General features: G+C 69.8%; 24 protein-coding genes and 1 pseudogene. 14 read left to right on the forward strand and 11 right to left on the reverse strand.

Features of this window, described 5'->3' with window-relative positions; translation table 11 throughout:
* Nucleotides 1–32: 32 nt before the first annotated feature.
* Nucleotides 33–800 (reverse strand): hypothetical protein, encoded by a 768-nt coding sequence (locus tag CU254_RS08140; RefSeq protein WP_009074531.1) that lies wholly within the window; start codon nucleotides 798–800, stop codon nucleotides 33–35.
* 3 nt (nucleotides 801–803) lie between these two features.
* Nucleotides 804–1,376: a papain-like cysteine protease family protein gene (locus tag CU254_RS08145; RefSeq protein WP_009074533.1), complete on the reverse strand. Its 573-nt coding sequence runs from the start codon at nucleotides 1,374–1,376 to the stop codon at nucleotides 804–806.
* Nucleotides 1,377–1,752: 376 nt separating this feature from the next.
* Between CU254_RS08145 and rlmN the strand changes: the two genes are divergently transcribed.
* Both rlmN and CU254_RS08155 read left to right on the forward strand, forming a co-directional pair.
* Nucleotides 1,753–2,859, forward strand: coding sequence for a 23S rRNA (adenine(2503)-C(2))-methyltransferase RlmN (rlmN, locus tag CU254_RS08150; protein ID WP_009074535.1), 1,107 nt, complete (start codon nucleotides 1,753–1,755; stop codon nucleotides 2,857–2,859).
* 28 nt (nucleotides 2,860–2,887) lie between these two features.
* On the forward strand, nucleotides 2,888–3,166 hold the full coding sequence (locus tag CU254_RS08155) for a hypothetical protein (protein ID WP_199841120.1): 279 nt from the start codon (nucleotides 2,888–2,890) through the stop codon (nucleotides 3,164–3,166).
* Nucleotides 3,167–3,175: 9 nt separating this feature from the next.
* Here CU254_RS08155 and CU254_RS08160 read toward each other — a convergent pair whose 3' ends face one another.
* Nucleotides 3,176–4,138 (reverse strand): amidohydrolase family protein, encoded by a 963-nt coding sequence (locus tag CU254_RS08160; protein WP_009074537.1) that lies wholly within the window; start codon nucleotides 4,136–4,138, stop codon nucleotides 3,176–3,178.
* 70 nt (nucleotides 4,139–4,208) lie between these two features.
* Here CU254_RS08160 and CU254_RS08165 point away from each other — a divergent pair, with 70 nt between their 5' ends.
* Entirely contained in the window at nucleotides 4,209–5,129 is a 921-nt protein-coding gene (locus tag CU254_RS08165; protein ID WP_009074539.1) for a LysR family transcriptional regulator, read from the forward strand.
* A gap of 88 nt (nucleotides 5,130–5,217) precedes the next feature.
* Here CU254_RS08165 and CU254_RS08170 read toward each other — a convergent pair whose 3' ends face one another.
* From CU254_RS08170 to CU254_RS08180, 3 genes are all read right to left on the reverse strand, one after another.
* Complete coding sequence (locus CU254_RS08170) at nucleotides 5,218–5,727, reverse strand: hypothetical protein (protein ID WP_037712954.1); 510 nt, start codon at nucleotides 5,725–5,727, stop codon at nucleotides 5,218–5,220.
* Nucleotides 5,728–5,841: 114 nt separating this feature from the next.
* On the reverse strand, nucleotides 5,842–6,441 hold the full coding sequence (locus CU254_RS08175) for a TIGR03086 family metal-binding protein (RefSeq protein ID WP_037712956.1): 600 nt from the start codon (nucleotides 6,439–6,441) through the stop codon (nucleotides 5,842–5,844).
* Nucleotides 6,442–6,496: 55 nt separating this feature from the next.
* Entirely contained in the window at nucleotides 6,497–7,378 is an 882-nt protein-coding gene (locus tag CU254_RS08180; RefSeq protein ID WP_009074546.1) for an alpha/beta fold hydrolase, read from the reverse strand.
* A 56-nt stretch (nucleotides 7,379–7,434) separates the two neighbouring features.
* Between CU254_RS08180 and CU254_RS08185 the strand changes: the two genes are divergently transcribed.
* Nucleotides 7,435–8,037 carry a TetR/AcrR family transcriptional regulator gene (locus CU254_RS08185; RefSeq protein ID WP_009074548.1) on the forward strand — a complete coding sequence of 201 codons (603 nt, stop codon included), beginning with the start codon at nucleotides 7,435–7,437 and terminating at the stop codon, nucleotides 8,035–8,037.
* Here CU254_RS08185 and CU254_RS08190 read toward each other — a convergent pair.
* Complete coding sequence (locus CU254_RS08190; RefSeq protein WP_037712957.1) at nucleotides 7,976–10,153, reverse strand: molybdopterin-dependent oxidoreductase; 2,178 nt, start codon at nucleotides 10,151–10,153, stop codon at nucleotides 7,976–7,978. The two genes, CU254_RS08185 and CU254_RS08190, sit on opposite strands and share 62 nt — an antisense overlap.
* Before the next feature lie 82 nt (nucleotides 10,154–10,235).
* Here CU254_RS08190 and CU254_RS08195 point away from each other — a divergent pair, with 82 nt between their 5' ends.
* The 3 genes from CU254_RS08195 (at nucleotide 10,236) to CU254_RS08205 (ending at nucleotide 12,617) form a co-directional block, all read left to right on the forward strand.
* The gene (locus CU254_RS08195; RefSeq protein ID WP_009074551.1) at nucleotides 10,236–11,771 is read left to right on the forward strand and encodes an HD domain-containing phosphohydrolase; all 1,536 of its coding nucleotides are present in this window, start codon (nucleotides 10,236–10,238) and stop codon (nucleotides 11,769–11,771) included.
* A 54-nt stretch (nucleotides 11,772–11,825) separates the two neighbouring features.
* The gene (locus tag CU254_RS08200) at nucleotides 11,826–12,230 is read left to right on the forward strand and encodes a nuclear transport factor 2 family protein (protein ID WP_009074556.1); all 405 of its coding nucleotides are present in this window, start codon (nucleotides 11,826–11,828) and stop codon (nucleotides 12,228–12,230) included.
* A gap of 84 nt (nucleotides 12,231–12,314) precedes the next feature.
* Nucleotides 12,315–12,617: an immunity 53 family protein gene (locus CU254_RS08205; protein WP_100266730.1), complete on the forward strand. Its 303-nt coding sequence runs from the start codon at nucleotides 12,315–12,317 to the stop codon at nucleotides 12,615–12,617.
* Between the two features lie 45 nt (nucleotides 12,618–12,662).
* On the opposite strand, the pseudogene CU254_RS08210 reads toward CU254_RS08205, so the two are convergent.
* Nucleotides 12,663–13,276: pseudogene (locus CU254_RS08210) on the reverse strand (glyoxalase).
* 53 nt (nucleotides 13,277–13,329) lie between these two features.
* Nucleotides 13,330–13,737, reverse strand: coding sequence for an MmcQ/YjbR family DNA-binding protein (locus CU254_RS08215; protein WP_009074562.1), 408 nt, complete (start codon nucleotides 13,735–13,737; stop codon nucleotides 13,330–13,332).
* A gap of 51 nt (nucleotides 13,738–13,788) precedes the next feature.
* Between CU254_RS08215 and CU254_RS08220 the strand changes: the two genes are divergently transcribed.
* From CU254_RS08220 to CU254_RS08250, 7 genes are all read left to right on the forward strand, one after another.
* Complete coding sequence (locus CU254_RS08220) at nucleotides 13,789–15,327, forward strand: CdaR family transcriptional regulator (RefSeq protein ID WP_037712958.1); 1,539 nt, start codon at nucleotides 13,789–13,791, stop codon at nucleotides 15,325–15,327.
* Nucleotides 15,328–15,445: 118 nt separating this feature from the next.
* On the forward strand, nucleotides 15,446–16,708 hold the full coding sequence (locus CU254_RS08225; protein WP_009074566.1) for an FAD-binding oxidoreductase: 1,263 nt from the start codon (nucleotides 15,446–15,448) through the stop codon (nucleotides 16,706–16,708).
* A 7-nt stretch (nucleotides 16,709–16,715) separates the two neighbouring features.
* Nucleotides 16,716–16,895 carry a hypothetical protein gene (locus tag CU254_RS08230; RefSeq protein ID WP_009074568.1) on the forward strand — a complete coding sequence of 60 codons (180 nt, stop codon included), beginning with the start codon at nucleotides 16,716–16,718 and terminating at the stop codon, nucleotides 16,893–16,895.
* Between the two features lie 87 nt (nucleotides 16,896–16,982).
* Nucleotides 16,983–17,429: a GreA/GreB family elongation factor gene (locus CU254_RS08235; RefSeq protein WP_009074570.1), complete on the forward strand. Its 447-nt coding sequence runs from the start codon at nucleotides 16,983–16,985 to the stop codon at nucleotides 17,427–17,429.
* 28 nt (nucleotides 17,430–17,457) lie between these two features.
* On the forward strand, nucleotides 17,458–17,688 hold the full coding sequence (locus tag CU254_RS08240; protein ID WP_009074571.1) for a hypothetical protein: 231 nt from the start codon (nucleotides 17,458–17,460) through the stop codon (nucleotides 17,686–17,688).
* Between the two features lie 648 nt (nucleotides 17,689–18,336).
* Entirely contained in the window at nucleotides 18,337–19,167 is an 831-nt protein-coding gene (locus tag CU254_RS08245; protein WP_009074573.1) for a choice-of-anchor P family protein, read from the forward strand.
* Nucleotides 19,164–19,745 (forward strand): class F sortase, encoded by a 582-nt coding sequence (locus tag CU254_RS08250; protein WP_009074575.1) that lies wholly within the window; start codon nucleotides 19,164–19,166, stop codon nucleotides 19,743–19,745. The genes CU254_RS08245 and CU254_RS08250 overlap by 4 nt, the downstream gene beginning before the upstream one ends.
* A gap of 64 nt (nucleotides 19,746–19,809) precedes the next feature.
* On the opposite strand, the gene CU254_RS08255 is transcribed toward CU254_RS08250, so the two are convergent.
* Together CU254_RS08255 and CU254_RS08260 are read right to left on the reverse strand one after the other, a co-directional pair.
* On the reverse strand, nucleotides 19,810–20,304 hold the full coding sequence (locus CU254_RS08255) for a MarR family transcriptional regulator (protein WP_009074577.1): 495 nt from the start codon (nucleotides 20,302–20,304) through the stop codon (nucleotides 19,810–19,812).
* A gap of 41 nt (nucleotides 20,305–20,345) precedes the next feature.
* The gene (locus tag CU254_RS08260; RefSeq protein ID WP_009074579.1) at nucleotides 20,346–20,588 is read right to left on the reverse strand and encodes a hypothetical protein; all 243 of its coding nucleotides are present in this window, start codon (nucleotides 20,586–20,588) and stop codon (nucleotides 20,346–20,348) included.
* Nucleotides 20,589–20,637 lie beyond the last annotated feature (49 nt).

Here is a 20,637-nt window from a genome sequence, read left to right on the forward strand (position 1 = left end):
GGCGGCAGGGGCGGACCCCTGCCGCCGAGCGGTCACTCGCTGTGCTGGGAACGACGGCGCAGGAGGAACGCGCCGCCCGCGGCTGCCGCGGCCGCCCCGCCGACGGCGAGCGCGATGGCCGGGCTTCCGTCCCCGCTGGTGTCCGGAGCGGTGACGGCGTAGCCGCCGCCCGCGCCGGTCTTGTCGTAGGTCGAGCCGGGCAGCTTGTCGCCGTAGCGTTTCTGCAGTTCGGCTCGGTACGCGGCGAGCGTGACGCGGGTGCCCGCCGGGACGCCGGAGACTGCGCCGTCGAGGACCGTCACGGTGTCGCCCTTGACCGAATACCAGGCGTTGACCTGCGGTTCGTGCAGCAGGTAGCCGCCGTGCGCGGCCGCCGCGTGGACCTGTTCGTCGTTGCCGGAGGCGACGTTGACGACCTTCCACCCGGCCTGGCTCGGCTGCGCCCAGACGGTCGCGGCGCGGCCGTCGGCGAGGTGGGCCGGCGAAGCGACGTAGGCCAGCGCGGCCGGGACGTCGGATTCACCCTTGATGAAGGCCGCGGTCGGTTCGTAGACCGGGATTTGGGTGTTGGCCTCGGCCGCGGCGCGGGTGGCGTGCGCGGCCGCCGGCGCCGCGCCGGGGAACTTCGTGTGCGCGAGGCGGGCGGCGGTGCCCGGGCTGGCGAGCAGGCCGGAGATCGCGGCGGTGTCCGAGGGGGACGGTCCGGCCGGCGATTCGGCGGCCGACGCCGGGTTCGCGGCGAGGACGGCCGCCGCGATGGCTCCGGACGCGACGGTGGCGCGGAGGACGGTTCGCAGCATGAGTCAGCCCACCATTCCGTAGACGGTGTGGGTCCAGGAGAATTGGTTGTTCGAGACGTAGTAGCTGTAGTCCATGGAGTTGTAGCGGTTGTTCGACGGCCACGGGTCGCCGTATTCGACGACGTTCCCGTCGGAGTCGTCGTAGCCGTAGAGGACGTGCATGTGGCCGCCGCCGGAAGTCCAGCCGATCCGGGTGCCGATGGGCTGTCCGGCGTCGATCTGGTTCCTGATGCCGGAGAACGAGAGCCGGTAGCCGTTGGAATTGTAGGTGCCGATGTTGCGGAACCCGAGGTAGCGGAAAACTCTTTGCTGGTCGCTCAGGTAGCCCTGGTTGTTGGCGCAGTCGCTGCCGGATTCGTTGTGCGCGATCTGGCAGAACCGGGTCTGGGTCAGGGAATAGCCCCAGAACGCGGCGATGGTGTTGCCGCTGGCGTCCCAGCACCACTGGTCTTTCTGCTGGGCCTGCATCGAGATGTTCGTTTCGCCCGCGACCGCGGCGGCCGGAACGGAGAGCGCGGCCGCCGCCGCGGTGGCGACCGCGGCTATTCCGCGCAGCATCGAAGAACGCACTTTCACGGGATCCTCCAACGGGGAAGCCCGGCCGGGCCGGGGAATTCCCGGACCGGTGGGGAAAGGGGTGAGACGTCCCGGACGGTACGCGCGCGAAGTTTGCGGAGACTACCGACTAACGGCGGTATTCCGTGGCCGAAGCGCTGCGGCGGATATTTCTACGCCGGTCGATTATATGCGCGTCCGGCGTCGATTATATGGGAATTCACTCCGGAAAGCATTCGGCAATCCGACTTTCGTAGGGTGTTTTTCCGTTGAACCGCGCCCGTCGTTCGTCGCCCGCCGTTCCGGCGACCCCGCGCTCCTTCTCCGGCCCGGTCCGCGCGCCGGTGTCCGAGGGGGAGGAGCGCCGGGTTCGCGCGTATGAGACACTTGATCGGTCATGACTGCCCTTCCTCTTGTTTTCGACGCGCCCAAGCGCGGCCTGCCGCCGCGCCATCTCGCCGACCTCACGGTGGCCGAGCGAGCGGAGGCCGTCGTCGAGCTGGGGGAGAAGGCGTTCCGCGCCAAGCAGCTGTCGAACCACTACTTTTCGCGGCTCACCGTCGACCCGGCGGAGATGACCGACATCCCGGCCGCCTCGCGCGAGAAGCTGGTCGCCGATCTGATGCCGCCGCTGCTCACCGAGGTGCGCGCACTGGCCGCGGACGGCGGCGCGACCCGCAAGACCCTGTGGCGCGCGCACGACGGGACGCTGCTGGAAAGCGTCCTCATGCGCTACCCGGACCGCGCCACGCTGTGCATCTCGAGCCAGGCCGGCTGCGGCATGGCGTGCCCGTTCTGCGCGACCGGCCAGGGCGGCCTCGACCGCAACCTCTCGACCGCGGAAATCGTGGACCAGGTCCGCGACGCCGCCGCGGTCATGCGCGATGGCTCCATGCCCGGCGGCCCAGGTCGGCTGTCGAACATCGTCTTCATGGGCATGGGCGAGCCGCTGGCGAATTACAAGCGCGTGGTGGCGGCGGTGCGGCGGATCACTGACCCGTCGCCTGCGGGGTTGGGGATTGGTCAGCGTTCGGTGACGGTGTCGACGGTGGGTTTGGCTCCGGCGATCCGGAAGCTGGCGGACGAGAAGATGCAGGTCCGGTTGGCGGTGTCGCTGCACACGCCGGACGACGAGCTGCGGGACACGCTGGTGCCGGTGAACAACCGGTGGTCGGTGGACGAGGTGCTTTCGGCGGCCCGGTACTACGCGGATACCTCGGGTCGGCGGGTGTCGATCGAGTACGCGTTGATCCGCGACATCAACGACCAGCCGTGGCGGGCGGAGCTGCTGGCGAAGCGGTTGCGGAAGCACTTGGGTCAGTTGGTGCATGTGAACGTGATCCCGTTGAACCCGACGCCGGGTTCGAAGTGGGACGCGTCGCCGAAGCCGGTGGAGCGGGAGTTCGTGCGGCTGGTGAATGCCGGCGGGGTGGCGTGCACGGTGCGGGATACCCGCGGTCAGGACATCGCGGCGGCGTGTGGCCAGTTGGCTGCCGAAGGTTGAGCGAATAGTTCAGAGTGGAGTAGTTGTCTTGTTGTGTGCGCCGAGCCTGCTCGATCCGGCGGCTGAGGAACTGAAACTGGCTGAGGTCAACGGCCCCCAGACCGCGGTGGACGTGGCCCGGACGGCTCGTACGCTGCTGGGCGAGCGGTTTGATTCGGGAAGCTTCATGTACGTCCTGATGCGCGCTTTCGACGTCGAGTACACCTCCGCACGCGACGCCACGCGGTGGCACGAGTTCCACGGCGGACCGCGGGCGCTCTCGGATGCTGATCTGGAGAAGCTGCTCGCTCCGTGGCTCGCCCGCTGACCGCTTCGGTCAGCTGCCGTCGAGGCGGGCCGCGGCGCGGGGGAACAGGGCGGTGGCGTTGCGGCCGATGTCCTGACGCTGCCGCATTGTCAGGCCGTCGAATTCGAGCAGGGATTTCCGGCTCGCGTCGATCGTTTCCTCGGTGCTACAAGGCACGCCGGAATCCGAGCCGTAGACGAGGTGGTCCGGCGTGGTCATCGTGAGAGCCGCCGTCAGGCAGGACGGGAACCCGGTCGCCGCGGTGTCGAGGTAGAGCCGCCGCAGCTGGGCGCGGATTTCGTCGGTGCTCAGGCTGTTCGGGTTGGGGACCCAGGCCTCGGCGCCAAGCAGGCCGAGCCGGCCCGACATGGCGGGGAGTGCGCCTCCGCCGCCGCAATGCGCGACGATCAGTTTTACGTTCGGGTATTTGCGAAACACGCCCGCGTACAGCAGGTCGACAATCGTCCGCGTGGTCTCGAAACCCACCTCCAGCAACGGGGCCGGCCGGCCCTGCACACCGTCGGCGTACGCATCGGGATGCGCGAACACCGCGGCACGACGGCGATCCAGCTCCGCCCACATCGGCTCCAGGCTCGGGTCGCTGAGGTACACGCCGTTGCGTCGGCACGTCACCGCGAAGCCGTCGGCACCCAGGTCTGCCGCTCGGTCGAGTTCGGCCATCGTCGCGGCTATGTCGTCGGTGGGCAGGGCGGCGAGCAGGCCGAAGCGGTCGGGATACCGCCGCACCAGGTCGGCACCGTAGTCATTGGACACGCGCAGTGCCGCGCTCGTGGCGGGCTGGTTGCTCAGCATCTGCATGCCGATGCCGATGCCGGTCCGGTCCATCTGCTCAAGCGTCCGCTCGACGGTCCAGTGGTAGGGCTCCGGGGCCAGGAAACAGGCGTCGCGCATGGCCCGCCAGGCCGTCTGCCGCTGTTCGGGGGTGGTCGGCGGGGTGTAGTGGGCGTGTACGTCGATCCAGGCATCGGGCATGGTGCCAGCCTGCGCGCACAAGGACCCTAAAGGAACTGCATACTCCCCATGAGCAGTATCGTCCTGATCTATGCGGCCTGAGAAGCGGCTACACGGCCTCGACAACAATCACCTGTACGCGCTTCACGGGTTGCTGACCGAGCGAACCGTCACCGGTGCCGCCGCTCGGCTCGCCCGCACGCAGCCCACGCTGTCGGCCGCGCTGGCCAAGCTGCGCCGCCACTTCGGCGACGAGTTGCTCACCCGCGTCGGCAACCACTATCGGCTCACCCCGTTCGCCGAACAGTTGCAGCCGTTGGTGAGCGTCGCGGTCGCGGCGGTCGAGCGGGTGTTCTCGGCGCAGTCGGAGTTCGATCCGGCGGGCTCCGACCGCGTGTTCACCATCGTGTCCTCGGATTTCGGGATAACCGTCGCCGGAGCACGGCTCGTCGCGTTGCTCGAAGAACGCGCGCCGAACGTGAGCGTCCGCTTCAGCCCGGTCACCGCCGAAGTGCTCGGTCGCGACGGGGAGTTCGCCCGCACCGTGGACGGAATCCTCATGCCGCACGGCTACCTCGACCTGCCGCGCTCGCTGGACCTGTTCCGAGACCGCTGGGTCTGCGTGGTCGCGGCCGACAACCCGGACGTCGGCGAGCAATTGACGATGACGGACCTGTCGCGGCTTCCATGGGTCACCACGTTCGGCGACCCGCTCGGACGAGCACCCGCGTGGCGGCAGATGGAACTGCTGGGCGTTGTGCCGCGGGTCTGCGCGATCGCCGATTCGTTCCTGGCGATGCCGCATCTGGTTCGCCGCGGCGGGGGAATCGCGTTCATGCAGCAAAGACTCGCCCGGGATCTCGCCGGGGCACTCGGCGTGCGGATCGTCGACCCGCCCTTCGATGCGATACCGATCGTCGAGGCGTTCTGGTGGCATCCGATGCACGACGCGGACTCCGGCCACACGTGGCTGCGCGGGCTGCTCGCGGAGGCCGCGTCGCACATCGAGTGAGGCGGGCCGTCCAGGCCAGCGCTCAGGAGAGCGCGAGCGTCGCTTACCGCGTCACCGGAACCGTGAACTGCAAGCCGTTGAGCCCGGTCTAGTGAGCCTTGGCCCGGCGAACCTCGGCGCTGTGCACCAGTCCACGCAGAAAGCGAACGTATCCGCTGTGGCGGCTTCGCGGTGCCGTGCCCGGAACCAAGGCGGTTTCCGCGAGATCGAGGGAGTCCTCCAGCAGGGCATCATGCAGCCACCGCCACATGAGTGACCAGGCGAGCTTGTCCTTGCCGCGCACGCGCATGACCAGTTCATGCGTCAAGCGGGTATGCGTGGCGTCCATTTCTTCCACCGCGAAACCATGCGTCCCGTCGAAACCGTGTGGGCGGCGGAACCGGAACACCACCTCACGCTGGGGAACGTGCTTCACGCAGGTGTAGCGGATCGGTCCGTGGCCGCCTGAGGCGTCGACGCCCAGCGGCCGGTCGAACCGCATCGCGGGCCATCGGTCGACCGGCCACAGGCGGTCGTCGTCGGTCGCCAAGGTGTCGAGCAGGCTGCCCACTGCCTGAACGTCGGCTGCGATCACTCGGCTGTGGACGTTGCGCACCATGACGTGAACCCTCCAGTTAGCGAGTACTCTCTAAAACCAATTAGAGGATACTCCCTAAAACGTGTCAAGGAACCCGCGCGCAACGCTGGAGGTCGCGATGAGCGCGGGCGGAGGTCAGTCCCGCTGCCATCCGGGGTTCCGGCCCATCAAGTGCAGCAGCCGCTCCTGTAGCGAAGCTGGTTCGCTGAGCACCCCCGGCTCGGCAAAGAACCGATGCGTCGTATCGGCAGCCACCGGAGATTCCGCCAACCCGGCGTAGATCATTTCCAGGTTCTCGCTGATCCACGCGACCAGCGCCGGGTCGAGGCGGTCGTCGACACCCAGCGCTTGCGCCAGGTCCCAGGCGTGGACGGCGGAATCCGTAGCTCGCACGGCCAGCGCTTGATGGCCGGTCACCTTGCCCAACGGGTAGTCGAGCACCTGCTCCAGAGCGCCGGGGCGGCCGAAGGCGTCGGCGACCAGTCGCACCGATGCGGGGTATGCGGCAAACGGGTCGTCGCCCAGAGCGTCTGCGTCGCGCATGTGCAGGAACTGCTCCCGGGTGCCTCCGGCCAGGAGGTCGACGTAGTTGAGATTTCCCCGGACCATGTGGTTGACGAGCTGCCGCACGTTCCATTCCGCGCACGGCGTCGGGGCGGTCCACTGTTCGGGGCGGACGGACGACAGCCGCCGGTCGAATTCCGAGCTGGCGGCAAGAAAACGGCCGAGAATCATGGCCGCCAGTCTTTCGGCGCGAGGACGCTGTCGCTGGCGCAAATCCGACGTCGCGTTATCCCGCGTGGTCGATGAATGCGGTCACTGCCTCGACGACCGCTGCGGGTTGTTCGTCGGGGATGAAGTGTCCGGCGTCGGGGATCACGGTGCCGGTCACCTTGTCCGCCCACGGGCGGAGGGAAGCGGCCATGTCGGGGATCGAGCCGTGGGAGCTGGAGATTCCCAGTACTGGGATGGTCAAGTGCTGCCGGTCTAAAGCATTCCGGTTCTTGCGCGCTGATTCCGCGGCATCTCGGTAGTAGGCGAGAGACGCTCGCAGGCCGCCCTCGGCGGCGAGTGCGGCGGCGTAGTGGTCGGTTTCCGCGCTGTCGAACGGGGATAGGGCTTTGGCCTTCAAGAACCAGTCGACGTACTCGCGTTCGCGGCCGGTGAGCAGGGTTTCGGGAAGTTCGGGCACCAGGTGGAACGCGAAGTGCCAGGTCTTCCAGGCTCGGTCGGGGTCGGTGGGGATGGAGTCGGGGAGGGTGATTCCGGGGATGCCTGCGTCGAGCAGTGCGACCCCGTGCAAGCGGTCTTCGTGCGCAAGCGCCAGCGAGAAAGCGACCCAGGCACCGATGTCGTGGGCGACGAGCCAGTACTTCGGCACGCCGAGCGCAGTGACCGTGGCCTGAACGCGCGAGGCGACGGTGTGGGTGTCATAGCTGTCGTGCGGACGGACGGAGTGGCCTTGGCCGGGCAGATCGATCGCGAGCACGCGGAATCGTTCGGCCAGGGCGGGCATCGCTTTGCGCCAGGCCCACCAGGTCTGCGGGAAGCCGGCGAGCAGGACGACGGCGGGGCCGTCCGGCCGCCCGCCTTCCACGGCGTGGATCCCGTCGACCCAGCGGTGGGCGAATCCGGCGAGGTCGGGCAGCGGCAGTTCGGGGAACGGGTTCATGACTCGAGCCTAACTCATCTTGAACCGAACAGTTCAAGATGAGTTATCCTGGGCACATGGCCGGGAAGAAGCAGTTCGAGATGGACGTCGTGCTCGACGCGGCGATGGTCCAGTTCTGGCGAGCGGGGTACTCCGCCACCTCGCTGGACGACCTCTCCAAGGCGACCGGGCTGAACCGCAGCTCCATCTACGCCTCGCTCGGCGACAAGGACGCGCTGTATCTGCGCTGTCTGGAGCGCTACGCCGTGCGTTACGGCGACAAGTACGACCAGGCCCTGGCAAGCGCGGCCGAGGATCCGGTGCGGGCGGTGCGGGAGTTCTTCGAAGTCACCCTGCAGCGCATCGCCGACCCCGATGTGCCGGACGGATGCTTGGTCGCGCAGACCGCGATGGCGATACCGGTGCTGAGCGCGGACATCGCCGCGCGCGCGACGGAAGCGCTCGGCCTTCAGCAAGCGCGGCTGCGGACCGCCTTGCGTGCCGCGAAGCTGCCTGGTGCCGATGACTTCGCTGTGCACCTCGCGGCGGTCAACCAGTCGTTGGCCGTGATGAGCCGGGCGGGGGCGAGTCCGGAGCAGCTGCGCGCGATAGTCGACGTCAGTCTGGACGCGCTTTCGAGATCTCGCAAAGGGAAGCGCGCAGCGGCGAACTCCCGCTGATCGGGTCGCTCGGCCCTTGGCTCAGCACGAGATTGAGGTTCGCGCTGCCGTCGCCGAACGGCGGGTAGCCGGGCTGGCCGAGCGCGTCGGCGGGCTGCCACCAGCCGTGCTGTCCGCATACGACGTCCGGGCGCAGGTTGACGTTGAACCTCGCCTTCGCGCGGACGCTGCCCAGCGGCGTCTCCAGCCGAACCCAATCCCCGGCGGCGATGCCTCGGGCGGCGGCGGTTTCGGGATGCAGTTCGACGGCGGGGTCGGGCGCGGATTTGCGCAGGCTGGGGATCTCCCGGTGCTGGGTTTCGCAGAAGAACAGCGATTTCGCGCAGGTGAGGATCAACGGGTAGCGCGTCGCCAGATCCGGCCGGGACAGCGGGCTGATCGACGGTTCGGTGAAGGTCGGCAGCGGCGGACATCCGTGTTCCAGCAAGGGTTCCGAGTACAGCTCGACAAGTCCGGACGGTGTTCGGAAGCCGCGTTGTTCGTACTTGCGGTGCACGGTTTCCAGCGGCAGCCGGATGCCTTCCGGTGCGGCCCGCAGCTGGTCGAGCGTGATGCCGCTGGGCGCGAGCTGGTGCCTCCAGGCAGACTCGATGTCCCCGTGGAAGAACTGGTGCTCCAGCCCGAGCGCGAGGGCGAGATCGAAGATGATCCGCAGATCCGACCGGGATTCCCCGCGGGCCGCGACGAGCTGCGGTCGCAATTGGACAGTCGACTGCGCGGCCTGGCTGGTCTCGAAACCGACCCGCAGCGCTTCCGCTTCCCAGGCGCTCGCCGCGGGCAGCACGAGGTCCGCCTGTTGCGCGGTCGGGTTGAGGAACAAATCCGTGTGGACAAAGAAATCCAGCGCACGGAGCGCGTCCCGGCCTCGTGCGCTGTCCCCGTGGGCCATGACCAAGTTGCCGCCGAAGTTGACCAGCGCCCGAGCCCGGTAGGGCACGCCGTCGAGCGCCGCGCGGTAGAAGTCCTCCCCGGTGACGAACTCGAATCTGGCCGGGCCGAGCGGACGCTCCTGCCCGCCGATCGTCTTGGCGCGCTGTTCGGGGGCCAGCAGTTCCCGGCCGTCGACCGGATTGGTCGGCACGGGCGTGAACAGCACATTTCCGCCGGGCGCGTCGATGCATCCGGTGAGCGCGTAGAGCTGGCCGATGGCGCGCACGGTCTGCGTCGCGTTGCTGTGCTGCTCCAATCCGCTCCAGGTGTAGAACGCGACCGGGCGTTGTTCCCACAGCAGCCGGGCCGTCGCGACGATCTGCTCCGCGGGCACGCCGGTGATCTCTTGCGCGGCCTCGGGCGGGTACTGAGCGCACTCCTCGACGATCAAGTCCCAGACCCGCCGGGAGTCGCCGACCGGTTTCGGCGCGTTGGTCCACCGATCGACGAATTCTTTGTCGTACCAACCGTTCTCGATCATCACGTGGGTGAGCGACAACGCCAGCGCCGCGTCCGTTCCCGGGCGGACGCGCAGCCATTGGTCGGCCTTGCTGGCCAATCCGGCGCGACGGGGGTCGACCACGACGAGCTTGGCCCCGCGGCGCAGTGCGGCGGTGGTCGCGGTGGCGTGTGCGAGCCGCGAGACCGACGGGTTGTAGCCCCAGTAGAGGATGCATTGTGCGTGCTCGAGATCGGGCAGGTAAGCGCCGGGGACGGGCTCGCCCCAGGTGTAGAGCGTGCCGAGGTGCCGACCCCAGCCGCAGAGTTCCATGTAGACGGCGAAGTTGGGGCTGCCGAAGGCGCGCCGGAGCCGGGTCAGCCATTCGATGGTGTCCGACATCGCCGACGTCGACGGCGAGGCACTGCCGAACACCACCGCTTCCGGACCCGATTCCTCCGCGATCGCGGTCAGCCGGGACGCGATTGTCGCCAGCGCCTCGTCCCAGCTGACGCGCTCCCAGCCCGGATCGGCCGCGTCTTTCGGGGCGGTGCGGCGCAGGGGATGCAGCAGCCGGTCCGGATGCGCGACGATCTCCGGCGCGGCCTTGCCCTTGACACAGATCGCGGCGCCGGTCGGATGGCCGGGCAGCGGGCGGAGCGCGAGCAACCGCCCGTCCTCGACCGTCGCGGTGGCCCCGCACCTCGACACGCACAGCGGGCAGAACGTCGGAACTTCGGTCGCCATCGCGCACCTCCGGACTCTGCCTGGAAGTCGGGACGGCGCCGTCCGGCGTAACACCGGGTCTTTCCGCCGCGACCTTCCCGAGGTGAACAACGCCGCACCCGTGCGGTTGTCCGAATTGGTCGCCACCCTGTCGCTGGTGGCCGATCTCGGCATGGGCCGCCCGATGGAGCGCGTGCTGCGCCAGACCGTGATCGCCCTGCGACTGGCCGACGCGGCAGGCGCGGACGACCACGTGCGCGCGGCGGCTTACTACACGTCGTTGCTGACCTGGGTCGGCTGCGCCGCCGACACGAGCGAGCTGGCCGCGTTGTTCGGCGACGAGACCGAGCTGTACGCCGATAGCCACGACGGCGACCTCGCCGGCGTCGCTATGGCGATGTTCGTCTTGCGGCACCTCGGCCGCGGCGGTCCGCGACTCCGCCGCGCCGCGCTCGTCGGCCAATTCCTCGCGACGGCGGGCCGGTCGGTGCAGCAGGTCATGCAGGCGCATTGCCAGAGCGCGAGCGAACTGGCCGGACGGCTCGACCTCGGCGAGGACGTGCGCCGTCCGCTTCTGCAGTCCTTCGAACGCTGGGACGGCCGCGGCGTCCCCGGCGACGCGGGCGGCGCGGACCTCGACCCGGCGATCCGGCTGGTGCAGCTCGCCGACAACGTCGAGGCCTTCCACGACACCGCGGGCGTCGACGGCGCGGTCACCGTCGCCCGGGAACGCCGCGGCACCCAGTTCGACCCGGCCTTGGTCGACTGCTTCCTGAACCACCGCGGCGACATCCTGGCCGGGCTGGACCGGATCCAGGCGTGGGACGAGGTGATCGCGCTCGACCCGGGGCTCGGCGCCCGGCTGTCGGAGGACGAACTCGACCGCGCCCTGCAGGCGTTCGCCGATTTCGCCGACCTCAAATCCCCGCCCCGGCTGGGGCATTCGCGCGGAGTGGCCGCGCTGGCCGCGGACGGCGCGACCCGGCTCGGCCTCCCCGCAGCGGACGTCTGGCTGGTCCGCCGCGCGGGCTGGGTGCACGACATCGGGATGATCGGCGTCCCGAGCGCGATCTGGAACGCGACCCGGCCGTGGTCGCTCGCGCAGGCCGAACGCGCCCGCACCCATCCGTACCTGACCGAACGGATGCTCGCCGGAATGCCCGGCCTCGCCGCGGTCGCCCGCTGCGCGGCCCAGCACCACGAACGCCTCGACGGTTCCGGTTACCCGCACGGACTTTCCGCCGACGCCCTGCCGATGACGTCCCGGGTCCTCGCCGCCGCCGACGTCTACCACGCGCTCGGCGAACCGCGTCCGCACCGCGCCCCGCTCGCCCCCGACGCGACGGCCCGGCAACTCACCGCCGAAGCGCGCGCCGGGCGTCTCGATCCCGACGCGGTGAACGCGGTTCTGGCAGCAGCGGGCCGGCGGGTGCGTCGTACCTCGGGCGGGTTGACCGGGCGGGAGGTGGAGGTTTTGCTGCAGCTGGCGCAAGGGTTGTCGAACCCGGAAATCGCCGCTGCGCTGACGGTCTCGCGCAAGACGGTTTCGACGCATCTGGAGCACATCTACGCGAAACTCGGGGTGACCACTCGGACGCAGGCCGCGCTGGTCGCGATGCGCCGCGGGCTGACCGGGTGAAAGATCGGGCAGTTACCCGATCCCTGGCCGTGTCCGGCGTCGTAAACCTGAGGCATGACCACACAACTCCAGGCCTCCCGCATCTCCAAAGCGGGTGCCTTCATCGAAGCATTGAGCAGACAGGACTTCGCGCGGATGGAGTCCGCAATGGACAGTGCGGTGCGGCTGACCGCCTTGCTGCCGCCGGGATTGCGCGAGTTCCACGGACCGGCCGAGATCACCGCCGCGTTCACCCGCTGGTTCGGCGAGGTCGACGACTTCGAACTCGCCGAGGGCGAGGTGGACCGGGTCGGCCCGCGGCTGCACCTGCGCTGGCGAGCACGAGTGCGTGCGGAACGGCTCGGCGAGGGATGGTTCGCGGTGGAACAGCAGGCATACGTGGACGACGACGCGGAGGGACGGTTTTCGCGGATGGTGTTGCTGTGCTCCGGTTATTGCCCGGAGGACGGGGCGCGATAACTCGGTGGTCTCCCGGCGGGGAGTGCGGCAAACTCGGCGTTGTCGCCAGGGCGGCGAAGAAGTGCTTGAGCCGAGGGGTTTCCGGTGGCTTTGGGAGAGAGTTTCCAGTTCCTGCTGGACTGGTATGCCGAGCAGTGCGACGAGGAATGGGAGCACGCGTTCGGCGTCGAGCTGTCCACCTTGGACAACCCGGGCTGGTCCCTCGAAATCGATCTGGCGGACACCGATCTCGCCGGGCGGCTCATGGAGCTGTACGACTTCGAGGGCGACGCCGGCCGCTGGGCACAATGCCGGTCGGATGGCACGAAATTCCGCGGAGCCTGCGACCCGTCCTCTTTCGAGCTGGTCCTCAAGCAGTTCGAAAACTTCGTCAACCAGCCAGGCTAGCGGGCCGGATCCGTCGAGCGGGCCTCGACGGATCCACCCGGCCCGTCAGCCGGCGAGAACCGAAGTCTCCCAAGCGAAACCGTCCGGGTCCGTGATTTTCCCGGCACTCCCGCCGATGGTCAGCAGGTGCGAACCCGACCCCTCCTCCGGGCCCCGGCGTCCTTCGCCAGGGCCTTCCGTCCGTAGAGGGCCAGCTTGATGGGGCTCGTCTCGAATTCCACGTACTTGCGCCCGTAGCTCTTGCCCACCGCGAGCCCGTGCGAGACGTAGAACTGCTTGGTCGCCGCCACATCCGACGCGCCCAGCAGCAAGACCATCTGGTCGTACTCCCGAACCCCCGCGCCGGAGTCCTTCTTCGTGGAGGTCGCGACCTTCCAGATCGCCCCGTCCGGAGCCTGCACCACCCCGCCGAAACCCCACAGCGACTTGGCGGCCGGCTTCAGCGAAGTGGCGCCCGCGGCGAGGGCCGCGTCCAGGTAGGCGACGGCGTTGGCGGGTTGGGAAACGGTGAGCGACAAGGTAAATCCGCGGAAACCGGTGCTCGGCGCTGCGGCCTGCCGGAAGCGGAGGCGGTCGCCCAGATCGAACGCGGCGGTGTAGAAGCGCTCGGCGGCGGCGACATCGGGAACGTCCAGGGTGACGAAGTCGAAGGAAGTCATGCCGTAAACGCTAAGTCCGGCGCCCGCCCCGGCGCTTCTTGATTCCTGATCGCTTACCGAGCCGGACGACCGGCCAGCCACGCTTCGCGCCGGCGCGGCGACGCTCGCGACAGCCAGGCGTCCTCGATCACCTCGCTCAGCTCCTGCCGCGTCAAGGAGCCGAGATGGGCGGCGCGGATCAGCACCGACAGGTGGCCGTCGAAGTGCGGAGTGGTGAAAAACGGGCTGTCCGGGTCCTGGACCAGCGCCTGCTTGTCCGATTCGGACGGCACCCAGAACACGATCACGTCCGGATACCGCTGCCCGGTCTCCGGGTCGAACGCGTCCGGCCGCGGCGTCCGGAAGAACACGAACGATTTGCCGCCGACCTGGTAGACCGGGTTTTCCCGCGAGCCGCGCACCACCGTGACGTGGGGCATCCCCAGCGCCAGCTCGTGCACGTCCTCGACCCGCGCCCGCATGAACCTGCACGATACGGCTCCCGCCGCGCCGCGTCAGGTATGAACAGGGGCATGGTCACGCTGGATCGGCTCGTCAACGTCCTCGGTGGGTACGGCGCGCGGTTGTGCTGCTGTCCCGTCGCGCGCGAGGTGGCGCTTCGGGACGTGGTGATGGACGACCCCGCCGACCCGCGCGGGTTGCGCGGCGACGTGTACCTCGCGGTCGGCGTCGATTCGGTGCTCGAAGCCGTCGAACGCGCCGCCACGGCGCGGGCGTCGGTCGTGTTGGTGCGCGGGGCGACGCCGCCGGGGCCGGACGCGGTGGCCAAGGCGGAGGACGGCCGGGTCGCGGTGCTGCTCGTGGACCCGGAAGTGTCGTGGGGACAGCTCGCGGGCGTGGTCTACGGCCTGGTCCTCGAAGGCCGCGAGACGGAATCCGGTCGCGGGCCGACCGACTTGTTCGCGCTGGCCGACAGCCTCGCCGACGCGCTCGGCAGCGCGGTCACCATCGAGGACCAGCTGTCGCGCGTGCTCGCATACTCCAGCCGTCAGCAGGGCGCGGACCGCGTACGGCTGGAGACGATCCTCGGGCGGCGGGTGCCGGACCACGTGCGCGAGCTGTTCGAGAGCCGCGGCGTGTTCGCGCATCTCGCCGTTTCGGACGAGCCGTTGTTCGTCGAGGCCGATCCCGAGCACGGGTTCACCGGACGCATGGTCGTCGCGGTCCGAGCCGGGCGCGAGACGCTCGGCTCGATCTGGGTCGAGTGCGAGGAGCCGCTGTCCGATGTCCGGCGCGCGGTCCTGCACGACAGTTCCCGCACGGTCGGACTCCATTTGCTGCGGTCCCGGGCCAGCGCGGATCTAGAACGGCAGGTCGAGTCGGACCTGGTGATCCGGCTGCTGGAAGGCACCCCGGACGCGGCGGCCGTGTTGAGCAGGCTCGGTTTGCCGCCCGGCCGGTTCCGCGTGGTCGCGCTTCAAGCGCACATCGCCGACGAGCGGCACGCCGCGCTGCTGCTCGCGTTCGAGCGCGCGACCACCGGTTTCGGCTGGTCGCGGCCGGGCCGGAGCACGCTGTTCAGCAACACCGTCTACACCGTTCTGCCCGGCGAGGACGTCGAAACCGCACGCGCGTGGATCGACGGGATCCGCGACGCGTTGCCCGCGCAGGTCACGGTCGCGGCGGGGATCGGCGCACCCGCGTCCACCGCGGAATTGCCCGCCAGCAGGCGGGAATCCGACGAATGCCTGGCGCTGCACGACGTCCGCCCGAAACCCGGCGCGACCGTCGCGTACGACGAATCCTGGGACGACATCCTGATCCTCCGCCTGCGCGCCGCCGCGGCCGCGGGACGAGCCCCGGCACGCGGTCCGATCGCGGATCTGGCCCGGCACGACGCGGCCAACTCGACCAGCTACGTCGCGACCCTGCGCGCGTGGCTCGAAACCCAAGGCGACCTCACCGAAGCCGCCGAACGGCTCGGCGTGCACCCCAACACCATCCGCTACCGGCTGCGCAAGATGGCCGACGTGACGCCGCTGCGGCTCGACCTGCCCGCGAAACGGCTCGCGATGATCATCGAACTCGCCGTCGCCGATCCGCGCGATTGACCGTTCCGGACAAACCGGCCCGAGCCGATTGGCCGAACTCGACAAAGACCGCCCGCCGGATCCGAGCCATCCTGGCCGCATCAGCACAACCAGCGGCACGGCAACGGCGGAGGAACACATGGGCGATCTCGACCGGAAGGACGGCGGGCCGCGTTCGGCGATCGTGGTCGGCGCGGGCATCGTCGGCCTGTCGACCGCCTGGTTCCTGCAGGAACGCGGCGTGCGGGTGACCGTCGTCGACCGCGAGGGCATTGCCGCGGGCTCCTCCTGGGGCAACGCGGGCTGGCTCTCGCCCGGGCTGTCGATCCCGCTCAACGAACCCGCCGTCCTGCGCTACGGCCTGCGCACCCTGCTCGACCGGCAGGCTCCGCTGCACGTCCCGGCCACCCCGGACCCGCGGCTGTGGCAGTTCCTCGCGCGTTTCGCGGCGAACTGCACCCACCGGTCCTGGAACCGGGCGGTGCGCGCGAACCTGCCGTTCAACGAGGAATGCCTGGAAGCCTTCGACGTCCTGACCGCGAACGGCGTGGACGCGCCGACGATCGACGCGCCGATCACCGCCCTGTTCGAGACTTCCGCGAAGGCGCAAACGCTGGTCAAGGAGCTGGACCGGCTCGGCGACGCCGGGCAGAAGGTGTCCTGGACCCAGCTCGCCGGACCGGAGCTGCGCGAGCACTTCCCGCAGGTCACCGACCGGATCGGGGCAGGCATCCGGATCGACGGCCAGCGGTACGTCGACCCCGGCCGGTTCGTCGAATCGCTCGCCCGCGCCGTGGTCGGCCGCGGCGGCACGATCCGGCACCGGTTCGAGGTCGCCGCGATCCGCCGGCACGAGTACGCCTACACCGTGCTGTCGGCGAACGGCCAGACCGTCAACGCCAACGCCGTCGTGCTCGCCACCGGCGCGTGGCTGGGCGAGCTGGCGCGCAAGTGGGGCGTGCGCGTTCCGGTGCGCGCCGGACGCGGGTACTCGTTCACCGTGCCGACCGACGAGCCGGTGCCGAGCCCGATGTACCTGCCCGACATCCGGGTCGCGTGCACGCCGTACCAAGGCGGGCTGCGGGTGGCCGGGACGATGGAGTTCCGCAAGCCGGACGACCCGCTGTACCCGGCGCGCGTCGACGCGATCATCGCCTCGGCCCGGCCGCTGCTCAGGGGCCTGCGCTGGGACCAGCGCACCGACGTCTGGGTCGGCTCGCGCCCGGTCAGCGCCGACGGGCGGCCGGTGATCGGCCGGACCGGCGCGCCGGGGATGTACGTCGCGGGCGGGCACGGCATGTGGGGCCTGTCCCACGGCGCGGTCACCGGGAAGCTGCTCGCCGAGCAGATCGTCACCGGCAGGCAGCCGGAAGCGCTGCGGCCGTTCGACCCGCTGCGGTGACCCGCGGATGTCCGCCGATCCCGCCGGTCCGCCGCCGCTGACCGGGGACGAGCACGCCGAACTGCTCTTCCTCCGCGCGGAGAATGCCTTGCTGCGCACCGAAAGAGACATCCTGGTGAAAGCCGCGGGCTGGTTCGCCGCCGACGCCGGCGTGCTCGACCGCCGCACCGAGCCCGAGCCCCGCTGACCGCCGCGGGACTCCTCGAAAGTCCGCGGGGGCTGGGCGCCTCCTGCTTGCCCGGCCCCCGCGGACGCCCTCCGAAAGGCACCTCTCATGTCGACGACCTCCTCGCGTCCCTGGCTGACCGCCGACGCGCACGCCCGCCTCGCCGCGGAACTCGCCGCCCTGCACCGCGAACCCGACCTCGACGGGGACGACCAGTTCGAGCGAAGGCAGCACCGGCAGGCGCGGATCCGCCAGCTCCAGGACCTGCTGCAGAACGCGGTCGTCGGCGAAGACCCGCCCGACGACGGGATCGCCGAACCCGGGATGGTCCTGACCGTCCGCTACGACGACGGCGGAGTCGAAACGTTCCTGCTGGCCGCGCGCGACGAGGTCGGCGGCGGGCTCGAGGTCTACTCGCCGGACTCGCCGCTCGGGCGCGCGCTGCACGGAGCCAAGCCGGGGGAGCAGCGGGAGTACGAGGTGCCCAGCGGCGCGCTCGTGCGCGTCACCCTGGTCGAGGCTTATCCCTACGGCCGCTATCGGAACGAGGGCTGAACCCCGTTTCGCGACTACCCTGGCCGGAGTGACCGACGAAGAGCTCATCATCGAGTTCGCCCTCACCCGGCTCGACAACCCGAGCCTCGACCTCGAGGAGGCCGCGGCGCTGCTCGTCCGCCGCGTCGGACCGGACCGCATGCTCGACCTCGCCGCACGCAACCTCGAAACCTGCGGCGAACTGCGCGGCGCGATGTTCGAGTCGGCGGTCGAGCATGTCCTGCGCGTCGTCCTCACGCTGCGCGGTCCGGCTGACTGAGCCTGGACAGCGAACGGCCGCCTCCTCGCGGGGAGCGCATTCGCCGCGCCCGCCGTGTTTCCGGACCGGAACGGGATTTTCTGTCAGGCCGCCGTCGCTGTCGAGCAGTCGCACAACGCGCCCGTTGTCCTTTTCGGACTGTCCACAATCGCGCATCGCCGCTGGTCACCGCCCCGGGCAAGAAAATCGTACCCTTTTTCCCGTTCGCTCGTTCCGCTCCGCTTGATTCCATTGTGGACAATTTCCGCCCGCGCGGACGGCGGGCGCGGGACGAATTGGCGAACCGGGAATCGCGGCAGAAGTGCGGTAGCGGTCACATTACGCAAGGTGCCCGGCGCTGCTCCTCCGAAGGATCACCCCTACGGGTGGAGCGCGGGGCAATCCGCCATCGGGGCCTCGGTTCCGGTAGCTCAGCGTGAGAAAATCCCGCAGAACCCGCCGCGTTACATCACTCTTTAGTGGTGAAATTGCGATAATTGTGGTCACCGGAACCGGCGGGCGGGCGCGCTGCGCGACGGATCTTGCTTTGCGTTTCCCGGGCGCCTTGATAATGTCGCGCTCTGCCAGGGACCGACAGTTGTGCTCGGTCACGCGCGGATTCGGGGATCCACGCGGCGGCTTCATTCTTGATGTTCGGAAGGACAATTCATGCGTTCTGCCCTGCTGCGCGGACGGACCGTAGCGGTCGCCGTTCCCGCGCTGGCTTTGCTCGCCACCGCCGTCGCCCCGTCGGCGCTCGCCGCCGAGGCGCCCGCCGGCTCGGCCTACGGCGCGTCCGCCTCGGTCTCGCTGCTGCCCGGCGTGCTCGGCAACCAGGGGATCACGGTCGACACCGGCAAGATCGCGCCCTCCTCGACCGCGGGCCCGGAGTCCGCGCAGGTGGTGAACGTGCCGCTGAAGGGCCTGGTCACGGCCAAGGTCATCAGCAGCTCGGCGAAGCAGGACGGTAGCAACGGCCCGGTCGACGCGAAGGCCTCGATCGTCGACGCCGCGCTCCCGGTGCTCGCCCCGCTCGCCGGAACCACCCCCACGGCCCGCGTGATCAGCTCCGAGTGCAAGTCGACCCCGGACGGCATCACCGCGTCGTCCGAGCTGGCCGGCCTCGACCTCGGCAAGATCGGCAAGCTCCCGGTGTCGACCAAGCCGAACCAGAAGCTCGGCATCGACGGCGTGCTGCAGGTGATCGTCAACGAGCAGATCAAGCGCTCCGACGGCAGCCTCACCGTCAACGCGCTGCACATCAAGCTCCTCGGCGGCAACCTCACCGGCGCGCTCGGCAAGGGCGACATCGTCCTCGCCTCGGCCACCTGCGCCAAGGTCGCGGGCAACCCGACCACCCCGCCCACCACCGCGCCGCCGACCACCCAGCCGAGCAAGCCGGGCACCCCGCCCGCCGAGGGCCCCGGCCAGGTCAAGGTCGTGCCGGTCGGCGCGCCGGAGACCGGTGACGGCACGCTGGCCGCGGTGACCGCCAAGTGACGCGTTCCCGGTTCGGGCTTTTCGCGCTCCTGCTGGCTTTCGTCGCGAACTTCGCGCTGCTGGGCTGCGGTTCGGCGGACACCCCGCCCGCCGCCGCCCCGGCGAGTTCCGCGGCGGCCGCGCAGGAGGTCGCGGACCCGGTCTCGCTCGACGTTCCCAGCATCGACGCGCATTCGTCGCTGGTGCCGCTCGGCCTCAACGACGACAAGACCGTCCAGGTGCCGCCGGTGGACCAGCCGCTGCAGGCGGGCTGGTACCACTTCGGGCCCAAACCGGGCCAGGTCGGACCGGCGGTCGTCCTCGGCCACATCGACGGCAACCACCAGAAGGGCATTTTCTGGCGGCTGCACGAGATGAAGAAGGGCGACAAGGTCGTCATCGGCCGCAAGGACGGGTCGAAGGCCTCGTTCACGGTGACCAAGGTGGACCAGATCGCGAAGAAGACGTTCCCCACCGAAGCCGTGTACGGCAACACGACCGACTCGCAGATCCGCCTGATCACCTGCGGCGGCGCGTTCGACCCCGAGAAGAAGAGCTACCTCGACAACATCATCGTGTACGGCACGCTCGACAGCTGAGCCGTGCCGGCAGGTACCGGGGCCTCGTCGTTTCGCGCTCGGGCGAAACGACGAGGCCCCGCTGTCATTCCCCGGAAAGCTCGTCGGTCGCGGCCCGGCCCGCTTCGGCGGTGCGGCGCAGGAACCCGGCGATCAGCATCAGTTCGTCCTCGGTGTACCCGGCGCACAGGTCGTCCATCGCCGAACTCATCCCGCTGTACACGCGGAACAGTTCCTGCGTGCGTCCCGGCACCGTCCGCACGGTGACCGCACGCCGGTCGGCCGCGTCGGGATCGCGTTCGCGCACCACCCATCCGCCGCGCTGCAGGCGGTCGAGGATCCCGGTCACGGTCGCCGGGTGCAGGCCTGCGCGGCGGGCGAGCGCGCTCGGGCTCAGCGGTCCGGCGGAGGAAATCAGTTCGAGGCAGTCGAGGTCGACGTCCTTGAGTTTCAGCCGTCCGCCGACCTGATGGTTCAGCAGCGACAGCTGATTGCGCAGTTCCCGCAGCGACTCCTTGAGGGCCGCCGTGGTGCGCCGCCTGCGCCGCGCCGTCTCCGTTCCGGATGCTCCGGAAGCCATCTGCTCCGCCCTCCCGTTTCTCGCCGGTCAGCGTAGCCGGGTCAGGCAGCGGCGAGCAGCGCTTCCCCGGCCGGCGTCAGCACGGCGGGCACCGGCTGTCCGAACGGCCCCGGTTCCTTCGCGCGCAGCAGGCCGGCGTGCGCCAGCGCGTGCGCGGTGAACTGGTCGCTGCACGGCAGGCCGTCCACGAACAGATCCGGTTCGCAGCTGCAGGTCAGCCGGCCGCGCCCGGCGGCGACGGCACGCAGCATCGAGATCCCGCGGCGGGTGACGGTGGTGGTCATGGCTGCCTCCTCGAAGCGCTCTCACCCCTACGTCGAACGAGCCGCCCGG

It is taken from the genome of Amycolatopsis sp. AA4 (genome assembly GCF_002796545.1).
Classification (GTDB): domain Bacteria; phylum Actinomycetota; class Actinomycetes; order Mycobacteriales; family Pseudonocardiaceae; genus Amycolatopsis.

Excerpts from the sequence above, each read along its gene's own strand:
- CU254_RS08140 (WP_009074531.1), bottom strand. The coding sequence starts at position 800 with ATGCTGCGAACCGTCCTCCGCGCCACCGTCGCGTCCGGAGCCATCGCG.
- rlmN (WP_009074535.1), top strand. The coding sequence starts at position 1,753 with ATGACTGCCCTTCCTCTTGTTTTCGACGCGCCCAAGCGCGGCCTGCCG.
- CU254_RS08160 (WP_009074537.1), bottom strand. The coding sequence starts at position 4,138 with ATGCCCGATGCCTGGATCGACGTACACGCCCACTACACCCCGCCGACC.
- CU254_RS08165 (WP_009074539.1), top strand. The coding sequence starts at position 4,209 with ATGCGGCCTGAGAAGCGGCTACACGGCCTCGACAACAATCACCTGTAC.
- CU254_RS08170 (WP_037712954.1), bottom strand. The coding sequence starts at position 5,727 with ATGGTGCGCAACGTCCACAGCCGAGTGATCGCAGCCGACGTTCAGGCA.
- CU254_RS08175 (WP_037712956.1), bottom strand. The coding sequence starts at position 6,441 with ATGATTCTCGGCCGTTTTCTTGCCGCCAGCTCGGAATTCGACCGGCGG.
- CU254_RS08180 (WP_009074546.1), bottom strand. The coding sequence starts at position 7,378 with ATGAACCCGTTCCCCGAACTGCCGCTGCCCGACCTCGCCGGATTCGCC.
- CU254_RS08185 (WP_009074548.1), top strand. The coding sequence starts at position 7,435 with ATGGCCGGGAAGAAGCAGTTCGAGATGGACGTCGTGCTCGACGCGGCG.
- CU254_RS08190 (WP_037712957.1), bottom strand. The coding sequence starts at position 10,153 with ATGGCGACCGAAGTTCCGACGTTCTGCCCGCTGTGCGTGTCGAGGTGC.
- CU254_RS08200 (WP_009074556.1), top strand. The coding sequence starts at position 11,826 with ATGACCACACAACTCCAGGCCTCCCGCATCTCCAAAGCGGGTGCCTTC.
- CU254_RS08215 (WP_009074562.1), bottom strand. The coding sequence starts at position 13,737 with ATGCGGGCGCGGGTCGAGGACGTGCACGAGCTGGCGCTGGGGATGCCC.
- CU254_RS08220 (WP_037712958.1), top strand. The coding sequence starts at position 13,789 with ATGGTCACGCTGGATCGGCTCGTCAACGTCCTCGGTGGGTACGGCGCG.
- CU254_RS08225 (WP_009074566.1), top strand. The coding sequence starts at position 15,446 with ATGGGCGATCTCGACCGGAAGGACGGCGGGCCGCGTTCGGCGATCGTG.
- CU254_RS08230 (WP_009074568.1), top strand. The coding sequence starts at position 16,716 with ATGTCCGCCGATCCCGCCGGTCCGCCGCCGCTGACCGGGGACGAGCAC.
- CU254_RS08235 (WP_009074570.1), top strand. The coding sequence starts at position 16,983 with ATGTCGACGACCTCCTCGCGTCCCTGGCTGACCGCCGACGCGCACGCC.
- CU254_RS08245 (WP_009074573.1), top strand. The coding sequence starts at position 18,337 with ATGCGTTCTGCCCTGCTGCGCGGACGGACCGTAGCGGTCGCCGTTCCC.
- CU254_RS08255 (WP_009074577.1), bottom strand. The coding sequence starts at position 20,304 with ATGGCTTCCGGAGCATCCGGAACGGAGACGGCGCGGCGCAGGCGGCGC.
- CU254_RS08260 (WP_009074579.1), bottom strand. The coding sequence starts at position 20,588 with ATGACCACCACCGTCACCCGCCGCGGGATCTCGATGCTGCGTGCCGTC.